We start from the raw sequence: 21,398 nt of genomic DNA, 5'->3' as shown, positions 1-21,398 counted from the left end.
TTAAAATAAACTTAGTAGGAAGATGTAGACTGCTCGCCCTCGATGATCTTCACACCGGAACTTGCACCGATCCGACTTGCGCCAGCTTCTACTAATTTTTGCACGTCTTCCAGACTGCGTACACCGCCTGAAGCCTTAACACCAATCTCAGGTCCTACCGTTTTGCGCATCAAAGCCACATCTTCCGCAGTAGCTCCACCTGTTGAGAAGCCTGTCGAGGTTTTCACAAAATTCGCTCCCGCTTTGACGGACAGTTCACATGCCAGTACCTTCTCTTCGTCTGTCAGCAAGCAAGTTTCGATAATCACTTTTACCAGTGTACCGGCAGCTGCCTCCACGACCGCACGGATGTCCTGCTCGACGAGCTGTACATCACGTGCCTTCAAAGCGCCTATGTTAATAACCATATCAATTTCAGTCGCGCCGTTAGCAATAGCATCTTTCGTTTCAAATGCTTTCGTTGCCGACGTGCTCGCTCCCAGCGGGAAACCGATAACTGTACAGATGGCTACACCTGTGCCTGCGAGCTGTTCTGCTGCATAAGCTACCCACGCCGGGTTCACACATACAGAAGCAAACTGGTATTTTTTGGCCTCGGCAGTCAATTTCGTAATTTCATCCTTCGTCGCATCTGCACGCAACAATGTATGGTCGATTAATGCTGCAATGTTCATATCTAAAAGCTCCTTCATTAGATAAATAGTGTGAAGACAAAAGTTCTTTATTTCTCTGTGATGAGACCATCATAGCACGGCTTTGAACATATGTAAAACACATTTTGAAATTATGTTCAAGCTTATGCACAAGGCGTCACCTACAATTCATATTACCCTGTAGGTACGCGCCATAACCGTACATTTTGCTGGGTTGAGACGACTTGCTCTATTGTAAAAGTGCTTGAGCCGTAAACTGATCCGTCACCAAAATATTCGCATACTTGCCACGCAGCGATGCTCGAATGGCCTCCACTTTACGCTGGCCTCCAGCGACGAGAATGGACTTCTCCTTCTTTCGCAAATCAGGCAAATCAATCCCGACGGTACGGCTATTGATTTCCTGACTGCATATATTGCCCTCAGCGTCAAAAAAGCGCGAGCAAATATCGCCCTTGCCAATTCTTTGCAGTAGCTTCTGCTCTTCCCCGTTAAAATAGCCCAATCGGAACAGCAACGCATCCTCCTTGACCGTCCCCACCGTAAACACAGCGATGTTCGCCTGCTTCCCAAGTTCGATGATGCGCTGGATATGCCGATCCTCCTCGACCATTTTCTTAACTGCGTGACTGTCAAAAATCACAGGCAGCGGCAAATACCTTGCTATGGTATGAAAGGCTTCTGCGAACAAATTCACGGTTTCCACGGCATATGTGTTGACATGCGAATGGCTCACGCCTCCTTTGAGCTGAACCACCTCAACACCCTTGACCTGCTTTTGTTGGAGATGAAGCGCCACGGCATGCATTGTTGTTCCCCATGTCACTCCAATAATATCAGCATCCTGTACCGTTTCATGCAAATAATCGGCTGCTTTTTTGCTAATATGCTTCTTAATCTCCTGATATTCATTTAACGGCGAATAACAGACTAACACAGTATCCAGTCCGTACTTCTTCTTCACCTGCTCTCCGAGCGCGTCCATATCCTCCATCGGGTCCACAATACTGATCCGCACGTATCCCTGTTCCTTGGCAGCCTGAAGTAACCGCGATACCGTAGGACGCGAAACCCCGAGTCTGACCGCGATATCTTGCTGACTGTAGTCGTTTAGATAGTATAATCTGGCTGCCTCGATACTTAATCGCTGCTTTTCATGATCCATTCTACCTCAACCCGCTTATCTTAAAATGTAGTGCCAGCGGACACAGCTTTAGTCCCAATCATTATATATGAAGGGAAACTTGAAGCCACGCCTTGGCCGTATGGTTGTTATTTTGGAAGATTTAACTGCTCGTTTGTGATATTCTGTGATTAACTACAACTACTTTAACGCATCCTCAACTTTATCGTTCCATCTGTCAAAACGCAATAGCTAATCCATTTTACCGCTCATTCACAACCTGTGATGGCTTATCTGAATATGTAAGGAGAATTGCTATGTCTGAATTTATTGTGTGCAGTCTGGCGGACAAAAAGTTCGCTTTAAACTTTCTGGAAGTAGAAGAAGTCATGAATGCCAAAAAAGGGACTCCACTTCCCTTTTCCGAAGCGTGGCATGAAGGAATGGTAACTATTCGCGGTGGTGTCTTTACAATCCTTAATTTACGCAAAAAACTGCTTCTTCCTGCATCAAGCGATTCCTCCGAAGACAAAATGATTTTGCTCAGCCGTGCGAAGATTGCTCTGCTTGTCGATCAGGTGGAGGACACGGCTTCTGCCGAGGACAGTCAGCTACAAAGCAATGAGGAAGAATGGCAGCGCGAGTTGTTCCCTACTGTGATGGAGCATCAGGGTACCCTCATTCCGGTGATCGATATGGACGCTTTTCTTGCATCCACCAAGACGAACTAAAACGCAAAATACTCCCGAACCTTGAGCCGGCTTGCACTCATCGTTCGGGAGTATTTTCCGTTATTGGAGTCCCTGCGCCTCTTTCATGTGAACCAGCGTGTTCAGCTGCTCCAGCAACGTATTCCCGCCAGTCAGCGAAATCGTGCCAATCTTCTCGCAGATTTTTTCCATGAATTCTAGTTCTTTAAGACGATAGAGGGTGGCATTCTCGTCCATCAGCTTGGCCGTATTGAGCAAACTACGAGTGGATGCCGTCTCTTCACGTCGTGTGATAAGGTTGGCCTGTGCCTTCTTCTCTGCCAACAGCACGGTATTGAGAATATCCTTGATATCCCCTGGCAAAATAATATCCTTCACCCCTGCTGACGTAAAAGTCACTCCATATTCGCCGCTCTGCTCATTTAGTCGAGTCAAAACATATTCCGCAATCTCCTGCTTCATTTTCAGCAAATCATCCAGCTTCATCGTGCCAACGTACTCGCGCAGCAGCAGTTGAAGCATAATGTACATTTGTTCCTCGTATGCTCGGAATTCCAACGCCCGCAACGGGTCGATAATACGGTACTGACAGACAAAGTTGAGGCGCAGCGTGATTTTGTCCTCTGTCATGATTTCCTGTCCCATCAGGTCCAACTGCTGCTGTCGCATATCTATCGTTTTGATCTCTGTATTCACCGTGGACATCCAGAAATAATATTTGCCCGGTTTCAGCTCACCCTGCAACACATTATCGTAATACAAAAAGCCCATTTCATAGCTGGCCACCTGAAGTGCCTTCCAAAAGCCCGGTGTCTTGGACAAGAATGCTTGCCCCAATGCTTTATCAATTGCAGGCTGCCGAGTATCTGCACGAACAAAACGATGCTCCTTGAGCATGTTCCAAAAAGCATATTTCCCAGCCGTCAGAAGCTCCACAAACCGATTATCCTCATAATGCAATACATATTCATGGTCCTCTACATCGATGACATTCAATTGTTCAAGCAATAGGGGATCTGTCAAAAACAAACGAATATCATGATCCGGTACAAAAAATGGTTCGGCTACATTCAAAATTTCAACTGCTTCCTGCTGAAATGTCTTCAATAGGTAAGTTCCTGGGTGCAACAACTTGTGGTAGCTTCCTTTTTTGAACAGCAGCCCGCGCTCATCAGATTTAATCGTTATCTTCTTAAACATCGTATCACTCCTAGTATTAAAATCCTCCACTTAAAAGTATGCTTCTTTCTATGTGTGGCGGCTCCGCGGTCCATTTGATCTTCCGATCGCTGTTGCCACTGAATTTTTAGAATGGATGAACCCGTTAAAGGGTTAAAATTCAGTGGCAAAGGCGAACGCTTCGCTTCTTCAGATTCAAATGGTCCGCTCCGCTGCTGCCCGCCTTAAAATCAACACACTTTTAAAAAGAGGATTTTTTATTTTTATTTGTTGTAGTAGGGTTAGTGACCCTTGCAGAGCATCCCTCCGGTGTGGACGGCGGGGCCAAGCTTGAGGAAAAAGGAAGATACCGCCTGTTCCCGTGTTCCTAAGATGGTGTCCAGCAGTCCGACTTCGACTGTGAACTCGCATCTCTCGAAGCTTCGGAGCCTGTCGGCGCTTGCTCTCTCCGGTATCCGCTGGACGCATAGCCATCGTCCCGGTATCTGTCATCGAGACCAGACATGGGATGCTCTCATCCGGGTCTTTTCATTGTTTTTATTCGATCATTCGAATACTCTCAGAAGTCGCGTGGAAGGCGATTGGGAATTGAACCCTAATTGTTGATAGATACATCAGATTTACAGGATACCTGACCCCATCAGGGTAGGCACTGCGGGACCTTTGGAAATCCACGCCTCGGTAATATCTTCCTGTATCAGCCTTTATCATTATCGCGCAACCTGGAACTCACGAACATGGCGAAAGTATTACGACCCTATAAAAAAAAAGACACAGGAGAAGCGTATGTGCTTCCCTTGTGTCTTTCTTTCTATAATTAACTGTCGCGTTCGTATCTTAGGCCTGATCCACTAGGATGTTTTTTCGAAAACGGGATCAACGCTCGGTAGTGGAAGTTGTGGAACGTCTGTCGTTGTAGAAGCAGTCTGCTGGTGTGTATAGCTGAATGAAGGGGTCTCGTATTGCAATCCCGCCTTTTCATAGGTAAACCAATAGCTGACAGCCTTCCCGATATCGAGGTCTGTAACCCGCTGCTCCCAGACACCGCCGTTGTTTGTCATCCGGTAATTGAGCTGTTGTCCACCCGTTAAAGTATAATGCACGTCAACATAGGCTGAGGCTGTTTTGGGTGTAAATTGAAGCAATGCTTCACGATCGCTAACAAAGCGAGCTCCTACTTTATAATCTTCCGTTTCTCCGCCACCCTCATTACCACCAGATGCTGGCTCTGTCGTTACCTCTACGGAATTGCTTGCTGCAGATAGGTTGCCCGCTGCATCGCGAGCCTTAACGGTAAAGCTGTAAGTGGAAGCTGCACTCAGCCCTGTAATTGAAGCGGAAGTACCACTTACCTCTGCTGCCTGAGCCCCGTCCTTATAAAGGATATAACCCGTAACGCCAACATTGTCTGTAGCTGCATCCCACTCCAGAGTGACTACCGAAGCCGTTTTGGTCGTAGCTCGAACATTCGCCGGGATGGATGGAGCCTCCGTATCAGGCTGCGGATTGCCACCGCCGCTTCCATTTCCGGTATTAAAGCTATTCGGCTGCACAGTAATACTATGCCCATCTGAGAAGGTTACCGTTTTGACCTGGTTTGTAAAGTTGTAGGCCACATAAGTTTTCACACCATTTTTATCAAATACGGCATAAATAGGTGAATTAGCGGTGATGCTGCGGTCGATGTTGCCTAAAGCATCCAAATTGTAGATCAAGTGGTAGGCATTCGCCTTGGAATTCCCTGCTTCCGGTGTCATGGCTGCTACGCGTGCACTGAATTTCGCCTTGGCATCGGACGGGTTCGAGATTGCTCTGTACATATACACAATATCTTCCCATGGACTGAAGTTCCCACTGCTTTTTCGCAGCAGATCGTTATAGTTCTTAGCCGCATACTCCGAATATTGCGTCAGATACAAGGAGGCCGAGGTAATCGGGAGCCAGTTGATACCATGCACCTCTGCGGCATTATCGGTCCACCATGTTGCATTCCCTACCGTTTTACCGCCCCAGATCATGCTTGCCGTCGCGCTTTGCATCCCTGCAGGAGTGTTTGTGCCATGCACATCAAACCAGTATTCGTTAATGGCATTCATTTCCGTTGTGTATAGATAGATGCCGAGATCACGAGTTTGAGTATTTCCCGTCGCCTCGCCCCATAAAATAAGACCGGCCCAAGCATTCATCGCCTCCGAGGAGGATTCATTGTTGTTGCCGTCGCCAAATTTGGCATGGCCGGAAGCCCAGGTGTGCCCGGCATAGGGATCAAAATTACGCAAATACGGAAATTTTGAATCAGACCTGTCGGTATTGGCAATGTCGCGAATGAGCAGCTGCACCATTTGTCCCCATTGGGAATCGGATGCCCAGTTCTTGTCCACACGTGCAATTTCGGCCGCAGCCTTAATAAAGTAGCCATAATGGAAGTGATGGTCATTTAATTCTACCGCACTACCAAAGCTGTCAGGATAACCGATCAATGTCCCCCAATGGTTGTTATACACAAATAGACTGGAGCTTTTCAGATTCCCCGAGTTGTCACTAGCCTTAAACCAGTCCTGCAGCCGGCTTTTGATCTCATTGCGGAACTGGGTCGCTGCTGAGGTATTGCCAGCCTGGTCGGCAATCGGCGCCAGTGCTGCCAGCTTGCCCAGACGTTTTCCAGTCCAGTACGTATCTCTATCGCCGGAGTAGACTTCTGCTTTCGCTTCGTTTATATAATTGTTGAGCGTATTTTTATCGTAGGACCCCAAGTCGGGCAGGGAAGGCAGTACCCCTGTAAATTTCATTTTCGTTTGAAAAGAAGCACCCTCTGCTGTTTTCATCAGACCACGTACAGAATTGTACGTATAGCCTAGCAGGGGTTGTGATGAATTTTTCCACTGATGCGGGTATAAGGCAAAAATAGTGCCGCTTTGTGTGCCTTCTTTCGCTGTGGTTGCAACGTTAAAGGTGGTCGTTACCTCGGAAGAGGCTTCGTTATAGCTGTACTGTGCTTTGGAGTTTGTAACGAAAGAATAAGCGTATTGCTGAAACTTGTCCAATGTCGCTTTTGTTTTGTCAGGCAAAGCCGCCACTGTAAAATAGTTTTTCCCGTTCAATTGATTGATCAGAGTACTCGTTCCGAGGCCAGACCAAGTGCTGCCTGAAGGAGCAAACAGACCATAGTGTGAGCCATTAACCGTAATTCCAAGCACAGGGGAACTAGCTGACCCAGACCAAACCTCTGGCACCCCATTAAATGAAAGCTTGGGATTGCCACCGCCAAACTCAAAAAAAACATAGGGGGAGCCGTGTCCATAGGTAGCACTCATTTTATTGCTGCCGCTTTGAAATAATGATTTGACAAACCAGTCGCTGAAACCGTCCACCTTGGCATCAGGAAATGAAGCGCTTACAGAATGACCGACGGTAAAATCGTTCACATCATCCATCCAGCCTGCGATGTATCCCGGATTTACCGTAATTTTCCCACTCGGGTTAAAGATGCGTAAACCGTTTTGCTGATTTTTCAAGGCAAGGGGATGCGGATATTGAGCCTCCGAGTACGGTACCCACGCCAGACTGCTCCACCAGTCATTGGTAGGCATTGGGCTGGTTACATTCGCTGTTTTGTAAATCTCGTTTTGCGGTGTTGCTGCTCCGGTAGGTAGTGTGGTTGAATATGAGCCAGCGCCTTGTGTGACCTCACCCGAAAAGGCTTTAGTAGAAACTGGTGCAGCTAAAAATATCAGACTGGCACTTAACAAGCATAATATCGTTTTTTTCACAACCTACATCCTCCTTTGATTTCTCTAATCCCTTTCACTGCAAGGCTTTTCCCTTCTCTCTTCCAAGTTGAATTCAACTTCATTGTGCTCGATCTCAATTTCCAGGTCAATCCTTTTATTTCTATATTCTAACTAAACGAGGCGAAAGTCTCTAAGAATACATAAGAAACCAGGACGAAAAACCCAAGCATGCGTAATTATGTTATCTCGAATTCACCCCATTAGACATTCACCCTATGAGTTATTCATCCCATTAACCATTCACCCTAATAAACGTTTAGCATATAAAAAAAAGAATCCTCCAGGCCTTTTAGCCCTTCAGATTCTCTGTTCTTTTAAGTATATGAGCTTTTGAGCTTTTGCCTTTCCCATGCTCCACGCCATTTCGGAAAAAGAGTGACTTTGCGGCGGGCAGTGGCGGAGCGAAGGAGTTGAATCTGGAGAAGCGTAAGCGTTCGCCTTTGCCGTGGGATTCTTACCTTTAAATATCTTATACAATCCGAAGAATCCCACTGCAACAGCGATCGGAAGATCAGCCCCTTCGCGGAGCGCCTTCTTCACCCGCAAACAACACTCATTTTTCCCGCTCAAAATACCCTTCTATTTTCCAGTCTACGCCCACCTGCGTTACGCTCAAATCCTGCAATGCCACCGCATCGCTCATCGCAGACACGCCCTCTCCCCCGAGAAATCCCGGGGCTGCGCGCCCTCCAACTAGCTTTGGTGCAATGTACAGCACCAGCTTGTCTGCCAGCCCTTGCTGCACGAACGAAGCGTTCACCTCGGCTCCGCCTTCCACGAACACCGATGACACCTCCGCTGCACCCAGAATATCCAGCATTTGCGGCAGGTTCACCCGATCGCTGTTTTCATCCTGAGTCGGATATATCCTCACACCAAGCTGTTCCAACTGGCTACGCTTGCCTTCATCATAAACGCGTCCTGTGAATATCCAGGTAGGTGCCTCCCCATCTGTAATGACACGGGCATCCAATGGAATTCGAAGCTTGCTATCCAAAATGATACGAATCGGATTCCGTCCTTCTGGTAGACGAGTCGTAAGCTGAGGATTATCGTGAATCACCGTCTGTACACCGACCAGGATTCCCACATGCTCGTTACGAAGACGATGCACATCCTCCCGTGCAGCCTCAGATGTAATCCACTTGCTTTCCGAGGTCCGGGTCGCAATTTTACCGTCCAGCGTTACTGCCGATTTGATCGTAATAAAAGGACGCTTGCTCACGATATATTGATTGAACACTTCATTCATGCGGATGGATTCCTGCTCACATACTCCGACAATGACCTCAATGCCCGCATCTTTCAAAATCTGTACCCCTCTGCCGGAAACCAGCGGGTTCGGGTCCAGCGCTGCAATCACCACTCGACGAATGCCAGCCTTCACAATCGCTTCCGCGCACGGGCCTGTCCGGCCGTGATGGGAACACGGCTCCAGCGTTACGTAAATCGTCGCTCCCTGAGCGTGTTCACCCGCCATACGCAACGCATGAATCTCGGCATGTGGCTCGCCGGGCTTCAGATGAGCGCCGATCCCAACGATACGACCGTTGTTGACAATGACTGATCCGACGAGCGGATTCGGTTCTGTTTGCCCTTTAGCACTTCTGGCATTTTCCAGTGCCAGGCGCATATATTTTTCGTGAGTGGTCATAGAACCTCCCTGAGATCGGAATCCCGCAAATGGCCGGATCGTTCCACTTTTGTATTCAAATACCGTTCATTATATTGCGACACATCGCCCCAGAGCGGCATGCGACCGGCCACATTCATACCCGACTTCTTCAAAGCATCCATTTTTTTAGGATTATTTGTAATCAAAGTTACCGGTTTTTGTCTCAGGTGACGGAGCACACTAATGGCATCCGCATAGTTGCGTGTATCATCTTCAAAACCCAATTGATGATTGGCTTCGACAGTATCCATGCCTTCTTCCTGCAGAATATAAGCCATTGCTTTACTAAACAAACCGATTCCGCGGCCTTCATGGTTAGCCAGATAGAACAACGCACCCGTTCCATGTTCCACAATCATTTTCATGGACTGGTGGAGTTGAAATCCGCAATCACAACGCTTGCTACCAAAAATATCTCCAGTATGGCAAATACTATGCATGCGAACTAATGCATTTTCCGACTGTTCAAGATCGCCATACACCAAAACGCTTGACTGTTGTCCCTCTGCCAAATCCAGTGTGGACAATCGCTTCACAATCGTCTCAGCAGTGGCATTAAGTAAGTCCTGACGATCTTCCTCATCCCGTACGGGCAACCAGCAGTACCACTGAAAAACAACCGTTTCTCCTTCCAAATTAACTGGCAGCTTGATCGGTCCTACCAAAATCGTCGAAGATTGCTCTCCACGAACGGTTTGAATTTTATCGTTAAGTAGCGTAGCTACATCTTTTTGGTTCATCTATCTGCACCATCCTTTATATGAACTCTATATAGAAAATGCCTATTCTTCAAAGGCTAATCGTTATTGTCAGGGTATAAATCATTGAACTATGTGTAAGAAATGTTCATGAAACGTGGATTCCATCGTCAGCTGCCGTTCCTGAAGCTCGGTGACAGCCTGTCGTCGTCCGTCTTGGAACGCCTTTAGGTCTCCTGCGGTATAGCTCTTCTGTCGTAAACGAAGAAGCTCACTGGCTAGCACATCGGCATCCTTCAAAGCTGCATTCAAGCCAAAAGCTCCGGTAGGTGTCATGGTATGCGCCGCATCTCCAATAAGGACCAGTCCGTTCTGCGTCCAGGTGTCACTGCGGCTGCTGAAAATATCCAACGGTACGAAGTCCTTCCATGAACGAATGTGATCATGCACACTATGCTTCAAATCTGGAAAAGCCTCGGTAAACAGTTGTATAAATGGTTCAAAGGATTGCTTAAACAGGGTTGAAAAGCTACCTTCCTCCACATTCCAGCCAATTTGAATATAGCCCTCAGCCTGCGAGAATAAAGCCAACTGCCCTCCGTTGACTCGTGCCAGACGAGTGACGGGCTCCCACCCAGCAGGTGCTGTGATTTTCGCCCATAGCAGGTCATAGCCGTGTCGAATGTTCGTCACAGGCATCTGAGCCAGCTTGCGCACAGTTGAATAGCGACCGTCTGCCCCTACAATCAACGAACTGTCAATCGTGATCTCATGACCGTTCTTATCTCGGGCGCTCAAGCCCGTGTAGCCCTTTTCGCTGTTACCTTCCAACGCAGTCACCGTTGTACCCGCCAGGTAACGGAAGGACTCGTAGGTTGACGCCTGCTTGAGCAGAGCCTTCAAAAATCGAGGCTGTGGAATATGAACCCCTACATTACCATTTACTGAACCCGGCTTGACCGTTTTTACCTGCTGCTGGTGCTCCCAATATTCGATTCTTGTAGAGGCAAGAACGTAGTCCTCATGAATTTGTTCGAGCAGCTTATGCTTTTGGATCACTTCCTGACCCTCATCATTTAAAATTTCACCGCGGAAAGCCTTTCCGGGCAAGCTCTGCCGCTCAACCAATATCGTGGAAACACCCTGCTCCGCCAGTAGACAGGATAACAAAGTCCCTGCGGGTCCTCCCCCAACTACACACACTTCACATTCCAGCTTCATCCGACTTCCCCCTGCGCCCAAACCATAACCACAACGATTCGTTCGTACCTGTTCATTTTATCATTAATCATATCAAAACAAGTTCAATTTTTAAGTATTCACATATAAGGCTCCGTATCAAATCCAATAAGTTACTTTATGTAACAAAGTATATTTATATCATTCAGTTTCGTCAAGTAATAAATTTATGTAAAGTAAAATCATTTACTTTTAACAGTGAATCGTTAATAATAAGAGCATGAGGTGATCACATGAACATTCCGCAGATGTGCCCACGGTTTGAAAAAGCTATGGAGCTACTAAGCAAACGTTGGACGGTGTTGATCGTATTTCAACTAACGAATGGACCGCAACGTTTCGTCGCTATTGAGAATTCAATTCCTAATTTAAGTGGAAAGGTCCTTTCGGACCGTTTGAAAGAGCTGGAGGAAGAAGGAATCATACAACGTACGGTTTACCCTGAGAAGCCCGTGCGGATTGAATACTCACTTACGGATAAGGGACGCGATTTAGCTCCTTTATTTGACCATATCGGTACCTGGGCTACACGCTGGATTGAGGTTCTACCAGCAATTGAACAGCAATGATCCATATCGGCTACAGCTATTTTTCCTAAACTAACATGATAAACACACACAGACTGCTAACATGCCAAAGAACGCCTTTGCTCTAAGTGCAATTTGTACTCATAGTGCAAGGCGTTCTATTTTTCATATGAAGGAACTTTAAACGTTCCCCTCACCGCTGCGTTGCATTTCCTCACGAATGGATTGCACCCGTTTTTTCCCCCAGTCATACATCATCTCCACAATGGGTAAAATCGTCATTCCCAGCTCGGTCATCGAATACTCCACCTTTGGAGGTACCTCGGGATACACTTCCCGGTGCACAATACCGTCCTCCATCAACTCCCGCAACTGATTGGTCAGCACTTTATGCGACAGCTTCGGAAACAGCCTTTGCAGGTCACTGAAACGGTGCGCTCCTTCCACACCCAGATGCCATAAAATGACGACCTTCCATTTTCCGCTTAACACTGACAAGGTTAGTTCCTTTTCGCAGTTATAGTCTCCGTTAACGATCTTTTCCCGTATTTCTTCTCTCAGCGTATCAGTCATATATCAACTAACTCCTTCTAAACCATCATGGTCTTGCACTCTAATAGTAACCTGCAGGTAACCTCCGTACTTGAAAGTGCATTCTTCACAGCCTGACGAAGCCACCCTACAATAGTAGGTAACGTTACACATTCAAGGAGGAATAAAGTATGAGTAAAAAAGCTCTTTTTATTATACCCCCAGAGCGCTTTAATGAGGATGAATTGTTTAAACCCAAGGAAGCACTGGAGCAAGCAGGTGTTACTGTGACGCTAGCTAGTACAAAAACAGGCGAAATCACGGGTGACTACAACGGTAAAGCGACAGCTGATCTTGTTTTTACAGACGCTGTGCTGGCTGATTATGATGTAGTATCTGTGATCGGCGGATCAGGTACGAATGACCATCTGTGGAATAACGCGGATCTCCAAGCTCTGCTAAAACAAACTCATGAGCAAAAGACTTTATTGGCTGGCATCTGCGCAGGCTCTGTAGCTGTGGCTCAAACCGGACTACTCTCTGGTAGAACGGCTACATGCTATCCAGTGGATGTACAAAAAGATCAGCTCCAATCGCATCAAGCCGAATATGTGGCGCAGCATGTCGTTGCGCATAGCGACATTATTACGGCCGACGGTCCAGATGGCGCACAGGCATTTGGCGAGGCGCTCGTTCAAGCCCTGCGATAAGCACCCTTTAAAGTCCCGTGTGGGGACTAAAAACGAGCATCCCCAAAGAAGCCGCATCACGTCCTTTCTATTGTATGGGACCTGATGTGGCTTCTTTGTGTCATTTTCATGCTAAAGTGACTAATTTAATTGTATGGTCCTGGATTTTCGTGTTAGCTTTAAAGAATCGACGTTTAGCATAGGAGGCTTATATGCCGTGATTATGAAAGGCAAAATCCATTTACATCAGGTAACGTCCGAATCGTTACGACTGGGCGCCTTACTATCATTAGTAGGGGGCTTTTTGGACACATATACCTTTGTTGGAAGAGGCGGTGTTTTCGCCAACGCACAGACAGGCAATATCGTGCTGCTGGCTGTCAAAGTCATTCAGGGGCACTGGATTCAGGCGTTATCCTATATCCCACCCCTGATCGCTTTTTCACTGGGCGTTTTTGTTGCTGAAGGGATTAAACGAAAATCAACCCACCGTCTAACTCCGGACTGGACCCGCGCAATTATTTTATTGGAAATTGCAATTTTTTTCATCGTGGGACTGATTCCGCAAGAAGTCCCCAATACGGTAGTGGTGGTGATCGTCTCGTTCGTCGCTTCCGTGCAAATGACTTCCTTCCGCAAGCTCATTGATGTGCCGTACACCTCCACGGTCAGCACCGGTAACCTCCGATCAGCTATCGAGGCTGTGTATGTCGCTATAACGACCAAGGACACGAACGCTGCCATTCGAGCGATGCGTTATGGTGTTATCCTGGCAGCCTTCTTGGTAGGAGCCTTGCTGGGGGGATTTCTAACTTTGACAATTGGGGATAAAGCCGTTTGGGGCGCTGTTGTTGTACTTATTTTTTCTTTTATTTTATTTACAGAAAAGGAAAAGTGGAAGCTTCCCCTACGCCACTAATCCTCCATTACATCAGCCCTGAATGAACTGCCGCTGGGCCGTTTCAAAGAAATTCAAAAGGTCTTCGCGGGACGAGAATGCTGCCTGAGCAGATTGGTTGCTACCGCCCCCCTTACCGTGAAACGCGCCCAGATTTTCTTTCAAAAATGCTCCGCAGGCAACAGACTGGGTGCCGTTATGTGCCAGAATGATTTTGTTTTCTGCTGTTGTGGCAAATAAAACAAGCAGATCATGCTCAGCTGTCAGCTTAGTAGCCAATTGCTGCATGTCCTGAAGGGATTTTTGTTCGAATACATGAGCAAGAACATGCCCCTGCACAGCAGATAGCAACTCTTTCGCCTGGTACGAAGCATTTTCCTCTTGTAGGAGCTCCACTTGCGCCTTAAGCTGCTTATGCTCCTGCTCCCATTTTTCGAATCGGGTCAAAATATCTTTTCTCCCGGTATTGAACTTCGTAGATAACACGTCCAATATCTGAACACTATCGTTAAAATCCTGGAGTGCGCGAACGCCACATTTGAAATGGATTCTTGCCATCCCCTTCTGCTTCTCCCATTTTAAGCATTTAATGATCCCAATTTCCCCGGTCTGAGCTACATGTGTGCCGCCGCAAGCATTATATTCAATGCCCTCGATCTCGACAATCCGAATATTTTCTGTCACTTTGGGCGTTTTCACCAGCGGAATATCCTTCAATTGCTCACTGGTTACAAAAAAACTTTTTATGCTGCGATTACTATAGATTTGCTGATTTACTTCCTGCTCGATTGCCGATAGCTGCGCAGGCGTTACATCCGAACAGTTCACATCAATCGTGGCATATTCTTGTCCCAGATGAAAGCTTTCAGTACGCGCACCCAACAACTCTAGACAAACCGCTGACAGCAAGTGCTGCCCGCTATGCTGCTGCATATGATCAAATCTGCGCTCCCAATCCAATCGGCAGGCTACTTTCCTATCCTCCGGCAAACGCTCTACCTGATGCCAAATATCCCCATCCTCAAGAACAACATCTAATACACGGATGCCCTGAATTGTTCCTGTATCACAAGGCTGACCTCCACCTTGCGGATAAAATGCCGTTTCCTCCAGCATAACCAAATATTTTCCGTCTCTTTCCATGCTCTGTGTAATATGAGTGTCCCACTCCGTAAGATTTGGAGCAGTGTAGTATAATTTTGTCGTCATTCCAGGTTCCTCACTTTTGAGTTTTTGGTCTCGTACGATATCCACTTATTATCAAACACTTCATTGTAAATATCAATGTAGGGAAAAGCTTGAACCATTGCACGAACAACCTCCATATGGTGAAAAATCGCATGACGATTAACAAAATTTAGCTTGAAATTCATTTTTGAATAGATTAAGATTAGTCGGCTAACTAATTTGTCGATTGGAACATACTGTAAGAAGAAAGGAGAACCTTATGGATTTTGATTTACGGGATTTGCCCACTCGTGAGGCGCTACAAGAATTTTCTGTGCGTATCCCTGAGATTGATGTAAGAGCGACGGAAGCTATGTTATTTTTTATGCGAGTATCTTCCAGTGTTTTTAAAGTCAGCTTTGAGGGCTTTGAGAAGTTCGGTATATCTCATGGTAAATTTTCGATATTAATTCTTCTGTACCGCAACATCCATACAGGATTGCTGGCTACAGAGCTTGCGGAGAAAGTAGGGGTTAGCAAGCCTACCGTTACCGGTCTGCTTGACCGCCTGGAACGCGATGGGCTTATTATTCGATCTGTTCATCCTTCCGACCGCCGCATGAGCATTGTTAAACTGACCGATCAAGGAACAGAAATGATGGAAAGACTGCTGCCTATACATTTTACAAGCACTTCCACACTGATGAGCCACCTGTCCACCGATGAAAAAGAGCTGCTCCTGACGTTACTGCAAAAAATAGAAAGCGGCATCCCTCAAGCAAAAGAGATATATAAAGCAGCAAAACCAGAATAAGTTTTAATTTTGCGTTTTAGTTAGTCGACTAACTTTTAAATTATTAAATAAAAGAATAAATAAAATGTACATACCAGGATATTTATTTATTCGAGTCTCTGTTTAACTCATTTTATGAATTTAAGGAGCGTATTACTCATGAATCGCACACAAGTCACCAGCCTCATCATCCCTCTCATTTCTATCGCCTGTCTTATCGGCGGGGGGTTCCTACTCCAGACCAACGGACAAGATCAAGTCAATGCTTCTCGATCCGTTAAAGGCACAACACTAAATGCGGATAGCATTCATGTATCGTTTGAACAAGTAGGAGGCAAAATCCTGAACATCCCGGTAACAGAAGAAACGAAGGTCAAAAAAGGAACTGTCCTTATGACTTTGGATTCCACAGATGTGGATCTGCAAATTGAGCAGCTGCGGACACAAATCGCCCAGTTCAATACGCAAATCAGCCAACAACAACAATCCATCGATTTAGGGTATACACGAGCAGCAACTCAGGAAAAACAGGCACAGCTAGATATCGCGCAAGCTCAAGTGACTGAGCGTAAAAGTCAGGCGGCATTGCAGCGGGCACAAGCGGCTGAGCGTCAAGCCACTGCTGCGGAACAACAGGTCAATAACGGGGCTCGGGCTGAAGATGTTCAGCAGCAACGAATTGCCGTAGCCTCCGCTACCAAAAACGTTCAGACGGCGCAAACCAACTATAAGCGTAATAAAGCACTCTATGATGCAGGAAGTGCATCCAAAGCAGCGTTGGATGATGCCGAATCCTCTTTGACTTTAGCGACAAATCAGTTGAGCCAGCAAAAAGAGTCTCTTCAAAAACTACTTCATGGTGCCACTTCCGAAGAACGTATGCAGGCCAGTGAACAGACGACACAAGCAGCCGTTTCGGTAAAACAAGCCGAGGAAGAAATTCGCGGTGCCCAATTGTCCGTCGATCGTTCCAAGACCCAGCTAGAAACCATTCAGCAGAGTCGTCAACAGTTGGCAGATCAGAAGCTGGCTATTGACCTCTTAAAGCAACAAAAAGACACACAGGAAGTTCAGCTTAAAACGTTGCTGCTCAAAAAAGAACGCCTGGTGTTAAAAGCACCACAGGATGGCAAGGTTACTTCGATTAGTACCAAAGTCGGCGAAAATGTGGCGCAAGGGGCTCCTGTGATTACCCTGGAAACCAATGATTTATATTACGATCTCTATGTGAATGAAGAACAAGCGGGGAAATTCAAGGCCAATCAAGAAATTAAAACTCATATCTCTGGTCTCAATAAGGACCTGAAAGGTACGGTACGCTATGTAACTGCTGCACCACAATTCGCTAATGTGAAGATGTCCCGTGAAAAAGGAGAAGCAGATACCGCTACATTCCAGGTACGTGTATATGTAACAAGAGAAGCAGCTTTGCTACCAGGCATGACAGTTGAGGTGAATACAAATGAAATCTCTTCGTGATGAATGGTCGTATCTGGTTCACTCCAAGTATCCGATCATAGCTATTATCTTCCCGTTGATTGCCGTACTGGGGTATTCACTGTTGCTCCCAAGCAGCCAAATTAACGACGCTAACGTGGTAGTAGTGGATCAAGATAACACAGCTTACAGCCGTGAGTTCATTCAGAAAATAGATGCTTCCCCGTATATGAACGTAGCTGAGATTGTTTCGTATACGGACAACCCTGAACAGTATTTTTATCACGAGCAATATTTGGCTGTTATTTCCTTGCCGCATGGTTTAGAGGATAATCACAATCGCTCCCTTTCCAGCCGCGTGGGTCTCATTCTCGATAATACCAATGTTCAATCTATTACTTCGATTCGTACAGCTATGCAGGAAATTAGCGTTTTCGAGAATATGGAATTGTCTGTTCCAGCTATGTTGAAAACCGGGATGAACGCAGAACAGGCTCAAGGGGCCCTCAATGGTATCGCCTTGGAAGTGCGTTCCCTGTTTAATCCAACTAATGACTATCAGAATACGACGATACTTGCATTCACTTGTATGTTCTCTTTTATGATACTGAATATAAATAGCTTACCTCTGGTCGCCAGACTCCGGGTTTCCAAGAGGCTGGCTGCTGAGCTGCAAAATCCATTCAACATCCTGCTGCGTATGCTTCCTTATACGCTGTTCTCGACGGCTGGCTTGATCTTCTCTCTCGGGATGCTTAAAGTGTTTGGAGGAGGCCGTTTCGAGGCCAATCCAATTCTCTTTATAATTCCAGTTGTCCTGTATGTATTCGGTACCGTTTGTATCAATGTCCTGGTTGCATGGGGCGCTGCACATCCGGGAATAGCCATTGGCAGAATGGTGATGATACTCATGCCTGCTTTTGTTCTATCGGGGGCTGTTCTTTCCAGATCACTGTTTCCACCTTTAGCGATTCAAATCGGTGATTTCTTCCCCTTTGTATGGATGTATAAATTCCTGCGCACCATGGGTCTGCGTGGTGCACCTTTGCAGGAGATGCTTCCCGAACTCGGTTCTCTGTTACTATATGTGGGTGTACTCTCCATGCTAGTGATCGCCAGGGCCCTGTGGGAAAAACAGAAGCTGGCCAAGCAAACTGCGGGTTCTGCTTCTGAAAAGGGCTCGCCACATCCCGTTGTTCCAGCAAACACAACTGGCGGCGGGTTATCTATGCAAGGGGCACCGTCAGCACCTATGCACGAGCCTATAAAAGGATAGAGTCTCGTCTGTAAAATAAAAAAGGGTTAAGTGCCGTCTAACGAGCCTTAACCCTTTTTTAATAATATTAACTTCCCATTGTTATCAGAATAAAATTCACTTATATGCCCGACCTAATTGATAAGCGTGCTCCAGTAAACCTTCAATGTATTCTTTCGACTCGGACAAAGTATCATAGAAGAACTCCACCTTGGACTCTCTTACTCTTGCGTAACCAGCAATGGCTTTATTCAAATAATTAGTAACCAAATCGTGATATTCATACTTGATCAGATGTTCTTTCGTCCCTCCCGCCAAGCACATCCACAACACCTGCTTCGTCGTAAATTCCTGAAGTAAACCTATGTTCCACACTTTATCCAGGTACCCTTTTAGCATGGAAGGCACACTGTACCACCATAGAGGAAACACAAAGACCAGAGCATCCGCAGCAGCAATTCTGTCCATCTCTCTCCGTGTTTCAGGAGCATATTGTTTATGATGCGTATTCCAATCCAGCTCATCTGCCGCGCTATATACCGGATTAAACCCATCCCGATCCAAGTCCAAAATATCTACCTCGTGCTTATTCTCCTTCAATCCCTCTACAAAACGATTCATGACTGCAAGGGTAAGTGAATCCTCTCTAGGATGCGTAACGACCAATAGAACTTTCATGTTATCCGTAACCTTCTTTCTCCTCATAATTGTTGAACCCTGTCTACAGATGCTATTATGGATGTTATACATTAGAGTGTGAAGTACGCACTTCAATGTACTGTAGGTACTTTAAGGTTCCTTAGTGCCTTTTGTACTACAGATCGGAGAGGGGGAAAGTCTATGGAAGACAAAGCCAAAACCTATATGCTCGGGATCGAGGCAACTTTGGAGGTCATCAGTGGAAAGTGGAAGGGCATCATCCTGCATCATTTAACCAGCGGCAGAAAACGTACATACGAACTTCGTCAACTCATTCCGAAAATCACCCAAAAAGTGCTTACCCAACAGCTTAGAGAGCTTGAAAAGGATGGAATCATCCACCGCATCATTTATAACCAGGTTCCACCCAAAGTGGAGTACGAGCTTAGTGAATATGGATGGGATTTTAAAGATCTGCTTGATCGTTTTTGTTTATGGGGAGAAGATCATTTGGATAGGATCTATGGAGATAAAACAAAGGTGCTGGAAGAGTATTCTGTGAAGGAAAAAAACGCCAAACAAGCACCACCTCTTTAAGGAGGCGTGCTTGTTTGAAATACTATAGCTGTGCACCTTGTTTATTCACCAGTCTCCGCAAATTTCCGAATACGAGCCCCGACTTCATCCCGTACACGCTGGAACACGCTCCATTTCTCTTCTTCTGTTCCTTGTGCTTTAGCCGGATCATCAAATCCCCAATGTTCACGACGAACGTGCGGAGGTGTGATAGGACATTTATCTGCAGCATCTCCGCACAAGGTCACAACCAAATCCGCGCTGTTCAGCAAAGCAGGATCTATAATATCTGAAGTTTGTCCGGAGATATCGATCCCTATTTCATTCATCGCTTGCACCGCTTTAGGGTTAAGGCCGTGTGCCTCAATGCCCGCACTGTATACATTCCAACGGTCTCCCAAGTATTTTTTGGCCCAGCCTTCTGCCATTTGACTGCGACAAGAATTACCAGTGCATAAAAAGTAAATTGTCTTCTTTTCCATCATTACCGTCTCCTTCAATGTTCAATTATGAAATGATTAACCATAGATATAAGCCCAGTAGGGTTATAAAAAGTGTAGGAATGGTTAAGACAATGCCTGTCTTAAAATAAGTTCCCCAAGAAATTTTCACGTTTTTCGATCGAAGCACATGCAGCCACAACAACGTGGCTAATGAACCGATCGGAGTTATTTTCGGCCCCAGATCAGAACCAATGACGTTAGCATAAATCAACGCCTCTTTGACCATACCGGTTGTATGGGTGGCATCAATGGCAAGCGCATTAATCATGACCGTAGGCATGTTATTCATGACCGACGAGATAATCGCCGCAATAAAACCCATGCCCATGGTGGCCACAAACATACCTTGATCGGCAGCCGCTTGAATCACATGGGCCAGCAGATCCGTCAAACCGGCATTACGTAGACCATACACCACAACATACATTCCGATGGAAAAAAATACGATGGCCCATGGAGCGCCCTTGATGACTTCTTTCATCGGCACTGCAGGGCTTCTACGCGCCATCAATAAGAAAAAGATAGCAATAATACCGGCCACCACCGAAACGGGAATGTTAAAAAATTCGCATGCAAAGTAGCCCACGAACAAAACCGCGAGAACGATCCAAGACATACGGAACATTTTTGGATCTTTAATCGCTTCCGCAGGCGTGATTAATTGTGCCGTATCAAACGTTTTCGGAATTCTTTTGCGGAAAAAAAGATACAGTACTCCTATACTGGCTGCTAAAGAAAATAAATTAGGTACAATCATGCGACTCGCATATTCCATAAAGGTGATCCCAAAGAAATCGGCTGACACAATGTTGACCAAGTTGCTGACCACAAGCGGAAGCGACGTCGTGTCTGAAATAAAACCGCTCGCTATGATAAAAGGAAAAATCATTTTCTCATCCAATTTCAGTGCCCGAACCATCGCTAGTACAATCGGTGTCAGTATTAAGGCGGCACCGTCATTCGCAAAAAAAGCAGCAACAACGGCGCCAAGAATGGTCACATAAACAAACATCCGGGTTCCGCTTCCTCGCGCAGCTCGTGCCATGTGAAGCGCCGCCCATTCGAAGAAGCCGATTTTATCAAGCACCAACGAAATCAGAATAATGGCTACAAAAGCCAGTGTCGCATTCCAGACAATATGAGTAACTTCCCAAACATCATGCAAATCGACGACACCCACCAGCAAGGCTAGTATGGCACCGCCGCAGGCAGACCAGCCGATAGACAGATTTCTAGGCTGCCAGATCACCAGCACTAAAGTGGCTAAAAATATAATGCATGCCAACAAAATCAATGTTTTAAACCTCCATCACAT

22 protein-coding genes are annotated in these 21,398 nt (G+C 46.2%); 8 read left to right on the top strand and 14 right to left on the bottom strand.

Features of this window, described 5'->3' with window-relative positions:
• Window positions 1-11: 11 nt before the first annotated feature.
• Both deoC and NLX78_RS13220 read right to left on the bottom strand, forming a co-directional pair.
• Window positions 12-674, bottom strand: a complete 663-nt coding sequence (gene deoC, locus NLX78_RS13225) for a deoxyribose-phosphate aldolase (RefSeq protein WP_134903747.1) — start codon at window positions 672-674, stop codon at window positions 12-14.
• Between the two features lie 208 nt (window positions 675-882).
• The gene (locus NLX78_RS13220) at window positions 883-1,818 is read right to left on the bottom strand and encodes a DNA-binding transcriptional repressor DeoR (protein WP_023990386.1); all 936 of its coding nucleotides are present in this window, start codon (window positions 1,816-1,818) and stop codon (window positions 883-885) included.
• A 275-nt stretch (window positions 1,819-2,093) separates the two neighbouring features.
• On the opposite strand from NLX78_RS13220, the gene NLX78_RS13215 reads away from it, so the two are divergent.
• A complete protein-coding gene (locus tag NLX78_RS13215; RefSeq protein ID WP_039273916.1) occupies window positions 2,094-2,507 on the top strand; it encodes a chemotaxis protein CheW in 414 nt (137 codons plus the stop codon).
• A 60-nt stretch (window positions 2,508-2,567) separates the two neighbouring features.
• Here the strand turns inward: NLX78_RS13215 and NLX78_RS13210 are convergent, their stop codons facing one another.
• From NLX78_RS13210 to NLX78_RS13180, 7 genes are all read right to left on the bottom strand, one after another.
• Complete coding sequence (locus NLX78_RS13210; protein WP_254350645.1) at window positions 2,568-3,686, bottom strand: slipin family protein; 1,119 nt, start codon at window positions 3,684-3,686, stop codon at window positions 2,568-2,570.
• 174 nt (window positions 3,687-3,860) lie between these two features.
• Entirely contained in the window at window positions 3,861-4,157 is a 297-nt protein-coding gene (locus tag NLX78_RS13205) for a hypothetical protein (RefSeq protein WP_254350644.1), read from the bottom strand.
• Window positions 4,158-4,516: 359 nt separating this feature from the next.
• A complete protein-coding gene (locus tag NLX78_RS13200; RefSeq protein WP_254350643.1) occupies window positions 4,517-7,435 on the bottom strand; it encodes a glycosyl hydrolase in 2,919 nt (972 codons plus the stop codon).
• Window positions 7,436-7,753: 318 nt separating this feature from the next.
• Window positions 7,754-8,026, bottom strand: coding sequence for a hypothetical protein (locus NLX78_RS13195; protein WP_254350642.1), 273 nt, complete (start codon window positions 8,024-8,026; stop codon window positions 7,754-7,756).
• Window positions 8,010-9,110 carry a bifunctional diaminohydroxyphosphoribosylaminopyrimidine deaminase/5-amino-6-(5-phosphoribosylamino)uracil reductase RibD gene (gene ribD / locus NLX78_RS13190; RefSeq protein ID WP_254350641.1) on the bottom strand — a complete coding sequence of 367 codons (1,101 nt, stop codon included), beginning with the start codon at window positions 9,108-9,110 and terminating at the stop codon, window positions 8,010-8,012. The genes NLX78_RS13195 and ribD overlap by 17 nt, the downstream gene beginning before the upstream one ends.
• Window positions 9,107-9,871 carry a GTP cyclohydrolase II gene (locus tag NLX78_RS13185; RefSeq protein WP_254350640.1) on the bottom strand — a complete coding sequence of 255 codons (765 nt, stop codon included), beginning with the start codon at window positions 9,869-9,871 and terminating at the stop codon, window positions 9,107-9,109. The genes ribD and NLX78_RS13185 overlap by 4 nt, the downstream gene beginning before the upstream one ends.
• Window positions 9,872-9,952: 81 nt before the next feature.
• Window positions 9,953-11,050, bottom strand: coding sequence for an FAD-dependent monooxygenase (locus NLX78_RS13180; RefSeq protein ID WP_254350639.1), 1,098 nt, complete (start codon window positions 11,048-11,050; stop codon window positions 9,953-9,955).
• A gap of 251 nt (window positions 11,051-11,301) precedes the next feature.
• Between NLX78_RS13180 and NLX78_RS13175 the strand changes: the two genes are divergently transcribed.
• Window positions 11,302-11,637 (top strand): winged helix-turn-helix transcriptional regulator, encoded by a 336-nt coding sequence (locus tag NLX78_RS13175; protein ID WP_250260376.1) that lies wholly within the window; start codon window positions 11,302-11,304, stop codon window positions 11,635-11,637.
• A 138-nt stretch (window positions 11,638-11,775) separates the two neighbouring features.
• On the opposite strand, the gene NLX78_RS13170 is transcribed toward NLX78_RS13175, so the two are convergent.
• The gene (locus NLX78_RS13170) at window positions 11,776-12,168 is read right to left on the bottom strand and encodes a winged helix-turn-helix transcriptional regulator (RefSeq protein ID WP_039273904.1); all 393 of its coding nucleotides are present in this window, start codon (window positions 12,166-12,168) and stop codon (window positions 11,776-11,778) included.
• A 149-nt stretch (window positions 12,169-12,317) separates the two neighbouring features.
• Between NLX78_RS13170 and NLX78_RS13165 the strand changes: the two genes are divergently transcribed.
• Together NLX78_RS13165 and NLX78_RS13160 are read left to right on the top strand one after the other, a co-directional pair.
• On the top strand, window positions 12,318-12,836 hold the full coding sequence (locus NLX78_RS13165) for a DJ-1/PfpI family protein (protein ID WP_165179278.1): 519 nt from the start codon (window positions 12,318-12,320) through the stop codon (window positions 12,834-12,836).
• Between the two features lie 196 nt (window positions 12,837-13,032).
• Window positions 13,033-13,734: a YoaK family protein gene (locus tag NLX78_RS13160; RefSeq protein WP_367988144.1), complete on the top strand. Its 702-nt coding sequence runs from the start codon at window positions 13,033-13,035 to the stop codon at window positions 13,732-13,734.
• A 12-nt stretch (window positions 13,735-13,746) separates the two neighbouring features.
• On the opposite strand, the gene NLX78_RS13155 is transcribed toward NLX78_RS13160, so the two are convergent.
• Window positions 13,747-14,922 carry an alanyl-tRNA editing protein gene (locus NLX78_RS13155; RefSeq protein ID WP_254350638.1) on the bottom strand — a complete coding sequence of 392 codons (1,176 nt, stop codon included), beginning with the start codon at window positions 14,920-14,922 and terminating at the stop codon, window positions 13,747-13,749.
• A gap of 238 nt (window positions 14,923-15,160) precedes the next feature.
• On the opposite strand from NLX78_RS13155, the gene NLX78_RS13150 reads away from it, so the two are divergent.
• The 3 genes from NLX78_RS13150 (at window position 15,161) to NLX78_RS13140 (ending at window position 18,386) form a co-directional block, all read left to right on the top strand.
• Window positions 15,161-15,694, top strand: coding sequence for a MarR family winged helix-turn-helix transcriptional regulator (locus tag NLX78_RS13150; RefSeq protein WP_069290448.1), 534 nt, complete (start codon window positions 15,161-15,163; stop codon window positions 15,692-15,694).
• A 138-nt stretch (window positions 15,695-15,832) separates the two neighbouring features.
• Entirely contained in the window at window positions 15,833-17,152 is a 1,320-nt protein-coding gene (locus tag NLX78_RS13145) for an HlyD family secretion protein (protein ID WP_039273894.1), read from the top strand.
• On the top strand, window positions 17,136-18,386 hold the full coding sequence (locus NLX78_RS13140) for an ABC transporter permease (protein WP_254350637.1): 1,251 nt from the start codon (window positions 17,136-17,138) through the stop codon (window positions 18,384-18,386). The genes NLX78_RS13145 and NLX78_RS13140 overlap by 17 nt, the downstream gene beginning before the upstream one ends.
• 96 nt (window positions 18,387-18,482) lie before the next feature.
• Here the strand turns inward: NLX78_RS13140 and NLX78_RS13135 are convergent, their stop codons facing one another.
• Window positions 18,483-19,043 carry an NAD(P)H oxidoreductase gene (locus NLX78_RS13135; RefSeq protein WP_254350636.1) on the bottom strand — a complete coding sequence of 187 codons (561 nt, stop codon included), beginning with the start codon at window positions 19,041-19,043 and terminating at the stop codon, window positions 18,483-18,485.
• A 162-nt stretch (window positions 19,044-19,205) separates the two neighbouring features.
• Here NLX78_RS13135 and NLX78_RS13130 point away from each other — a divergent pair, with 162 nt between their 5' ends.
• Complete coding sequence (locus tag NLX78_RS13130; protein WP_013373192.1) at window positions 19,206-19,601, top strand: winged helix-turn-helix transcriptional regulator; 396 nt, start codon at window positions 19,206-19,208, stop codon at window positions 19,599-19,601.
• A gap of 41 nt (window positions 19,602-19,642) precedes the next feature.
• Here the strand turns inward: NLX78_RS13130 and arsC are convergent, their stop codons facing one another.
• Window positions 19,643-20,062 carry an arsenate reductase (thioredoxin) gene (gene arsC / locus NLX78_RS13125; RefSeq protein ID WP_061828947.1) on the bottom strand — a complete coding sequence of 140 codons (420 nt, stop codon included), beginning with the start codon at window positions 20,060-20,062 and terminating at the stop codon, window positions 19,643-19,645.
• Window positions 20,063-20,087: 25 nt separating this feature from the next.
• Window positions 20,088-21,377 carry an arsenic transporter gene (locus NLX78_RS13120; protein ID WP_302057377.1) on the bottom strand — a complete coding sequence of 430 codons (1,290 nt, stop codon included), beginning with the start codon at window positions 21,375-21,377 and terminating at the stop codon, window positions 20,088-20,090.
• Window positions 21,378-21,398: the final 21 nt, after the last annotated feature.

Origin of the sequence: Paenibacillus sp. Lou8.1 (assembly GCF_024213565.1) — a bacterium.
Classification (GTDB): domain Bacteria; phylum Bacillota; class Bacilli; order Paenibacillales; family Paenibacillaceae; genus Paenibacillus; species Paenibacillus polymyxa_B.
The sequence above is the reverse complement of the archived record's forward strand: the minus strand, read 5'-3'. Positions and strand labels throughout refer to the sequence as shown.

Bases quoted from the DNA above. Each gene is read 5' to 3' on its own strand.
- deoC (WP_134903747.1), bottom strand. From the start codon at position 674: ATGAACATTGCAGCATTAATCGACCATACATTGTTGCGTGCAGATGCG.
- NLX78_RS13220 (WP_023990386.1), bottom strand. From the start codon at position 1,818: ATGGATCATGAAAAGCAGCGATTAAGTATCGAGGCAGCCAGATTATAC.
- NLX78_RS13215 (WP_039273916.1), top strand. From the start codon at position 2,094: ATGTCTGAATTTATTGTGTGCAGTCTGGCGGACAAAAAGTTCGCTTTA.
- NLX78_RS13210 (WP_254350645.1), bottom strand. From the start codon at position 3,686: ATGTTTAAGAAGATAACGATTAAATCTGATGAGCGCGGGCTGCTGTTC.
- NLX78_RS13205 (WP_254350644.1), bottom strand. From the start codon at position 4,157: ATGACAGATACCGGGACGATGGCTATGCGTCCAGCGGATACCGGAGAG.
- ribD (WP_254350641.1), bottom strand. From the start codon at position 9,110: ATGACCACTCACGAAAAATATATGCGCCTGGCACTGGAAAATGCCAGA.
- NLX78_RS13185 (WP_254350640.1), bottom strand. From the start codon at position 9,871: ATGAACCAAAAAGATGTAGCTACGCTACTTAACGATAAAATTCAAACC.
- NLX78_RS13180 (WP_254350639.1), bottom strand. From the start codon at position 11,050: ATGAAGCTGGAATGTGAAGTGTGTGTAGTTGGGGGAGGACCCGCAGGG.
- NLX78_RS13175 (WP_250260376.1), top strand. From the start codon at position 11,302: ATGAACATTCCGCAGATGTGCCCACGGTTTGAAAAAGCTATGGAGCTA.
- NLX78_RS13170 (WP_039273904.1), bottom strand. From the start codon at position 12,168: ATGACTGATACGCTGAGAGAAGAAATACGGGAAAAGATCGTTAACGGA.
- NLX78_RS13165 (WP_165179278.1), top strand. From the start codon at position 12,318: ATGAGTAAAAAAGCTCTTTTTATTATACCCCCAGAGCGCTTTAATGAG.
- NLX78_RS13155 (WP_254350638.1), bottom strand. From the start codon at position 14,922: ATGACGACAAAATTATACTACACTGCTCCAAATCTTACGGAGTGGGAC.
- NLX78_RS13150 (WP_069290448.1), top strand. From the start codon at position 15,161: ATGGATTTTGATTTACGGGATTTGCCCACTCGTGAGGCGCTACAAGAA.
- NLX78_RS13145 (WP_039273894.1), top strand. From the start codon at position 15,833: ATGAATCGCACACAAGTCACCAGCCTCATCATCCCTCTCATTTCTATC.
- NLX78_RS13140 (WP_254350637.1), top strand. From the start codon at position 17,136: ATGAAATCTCTTCGTGATGAATGGTCGTATCTGGTTCACTCCAAGTAT.
- NLX78_RS13135 (WP_254350636.1), bottom strand. From the start codon at position 19,043: ATGAAAGTTCTATTGGTCGTTACGCATCCTAGAGAGGATTCACTTACC.
- NLX78_RS13130 (WP_013373192.1), top strand. From the start codon at position 19,206: ATGGAAGACAAAGCCAAAACCTATATGCTCGGGATCGAGGCAACTTTG.
- arsC (WP_061828947.1), bottom strand. From the start codon at position 20,062: ATGGAAAAGAAGACAATTTACTTTTTATGCACTGGTAATTCTTGTCGC.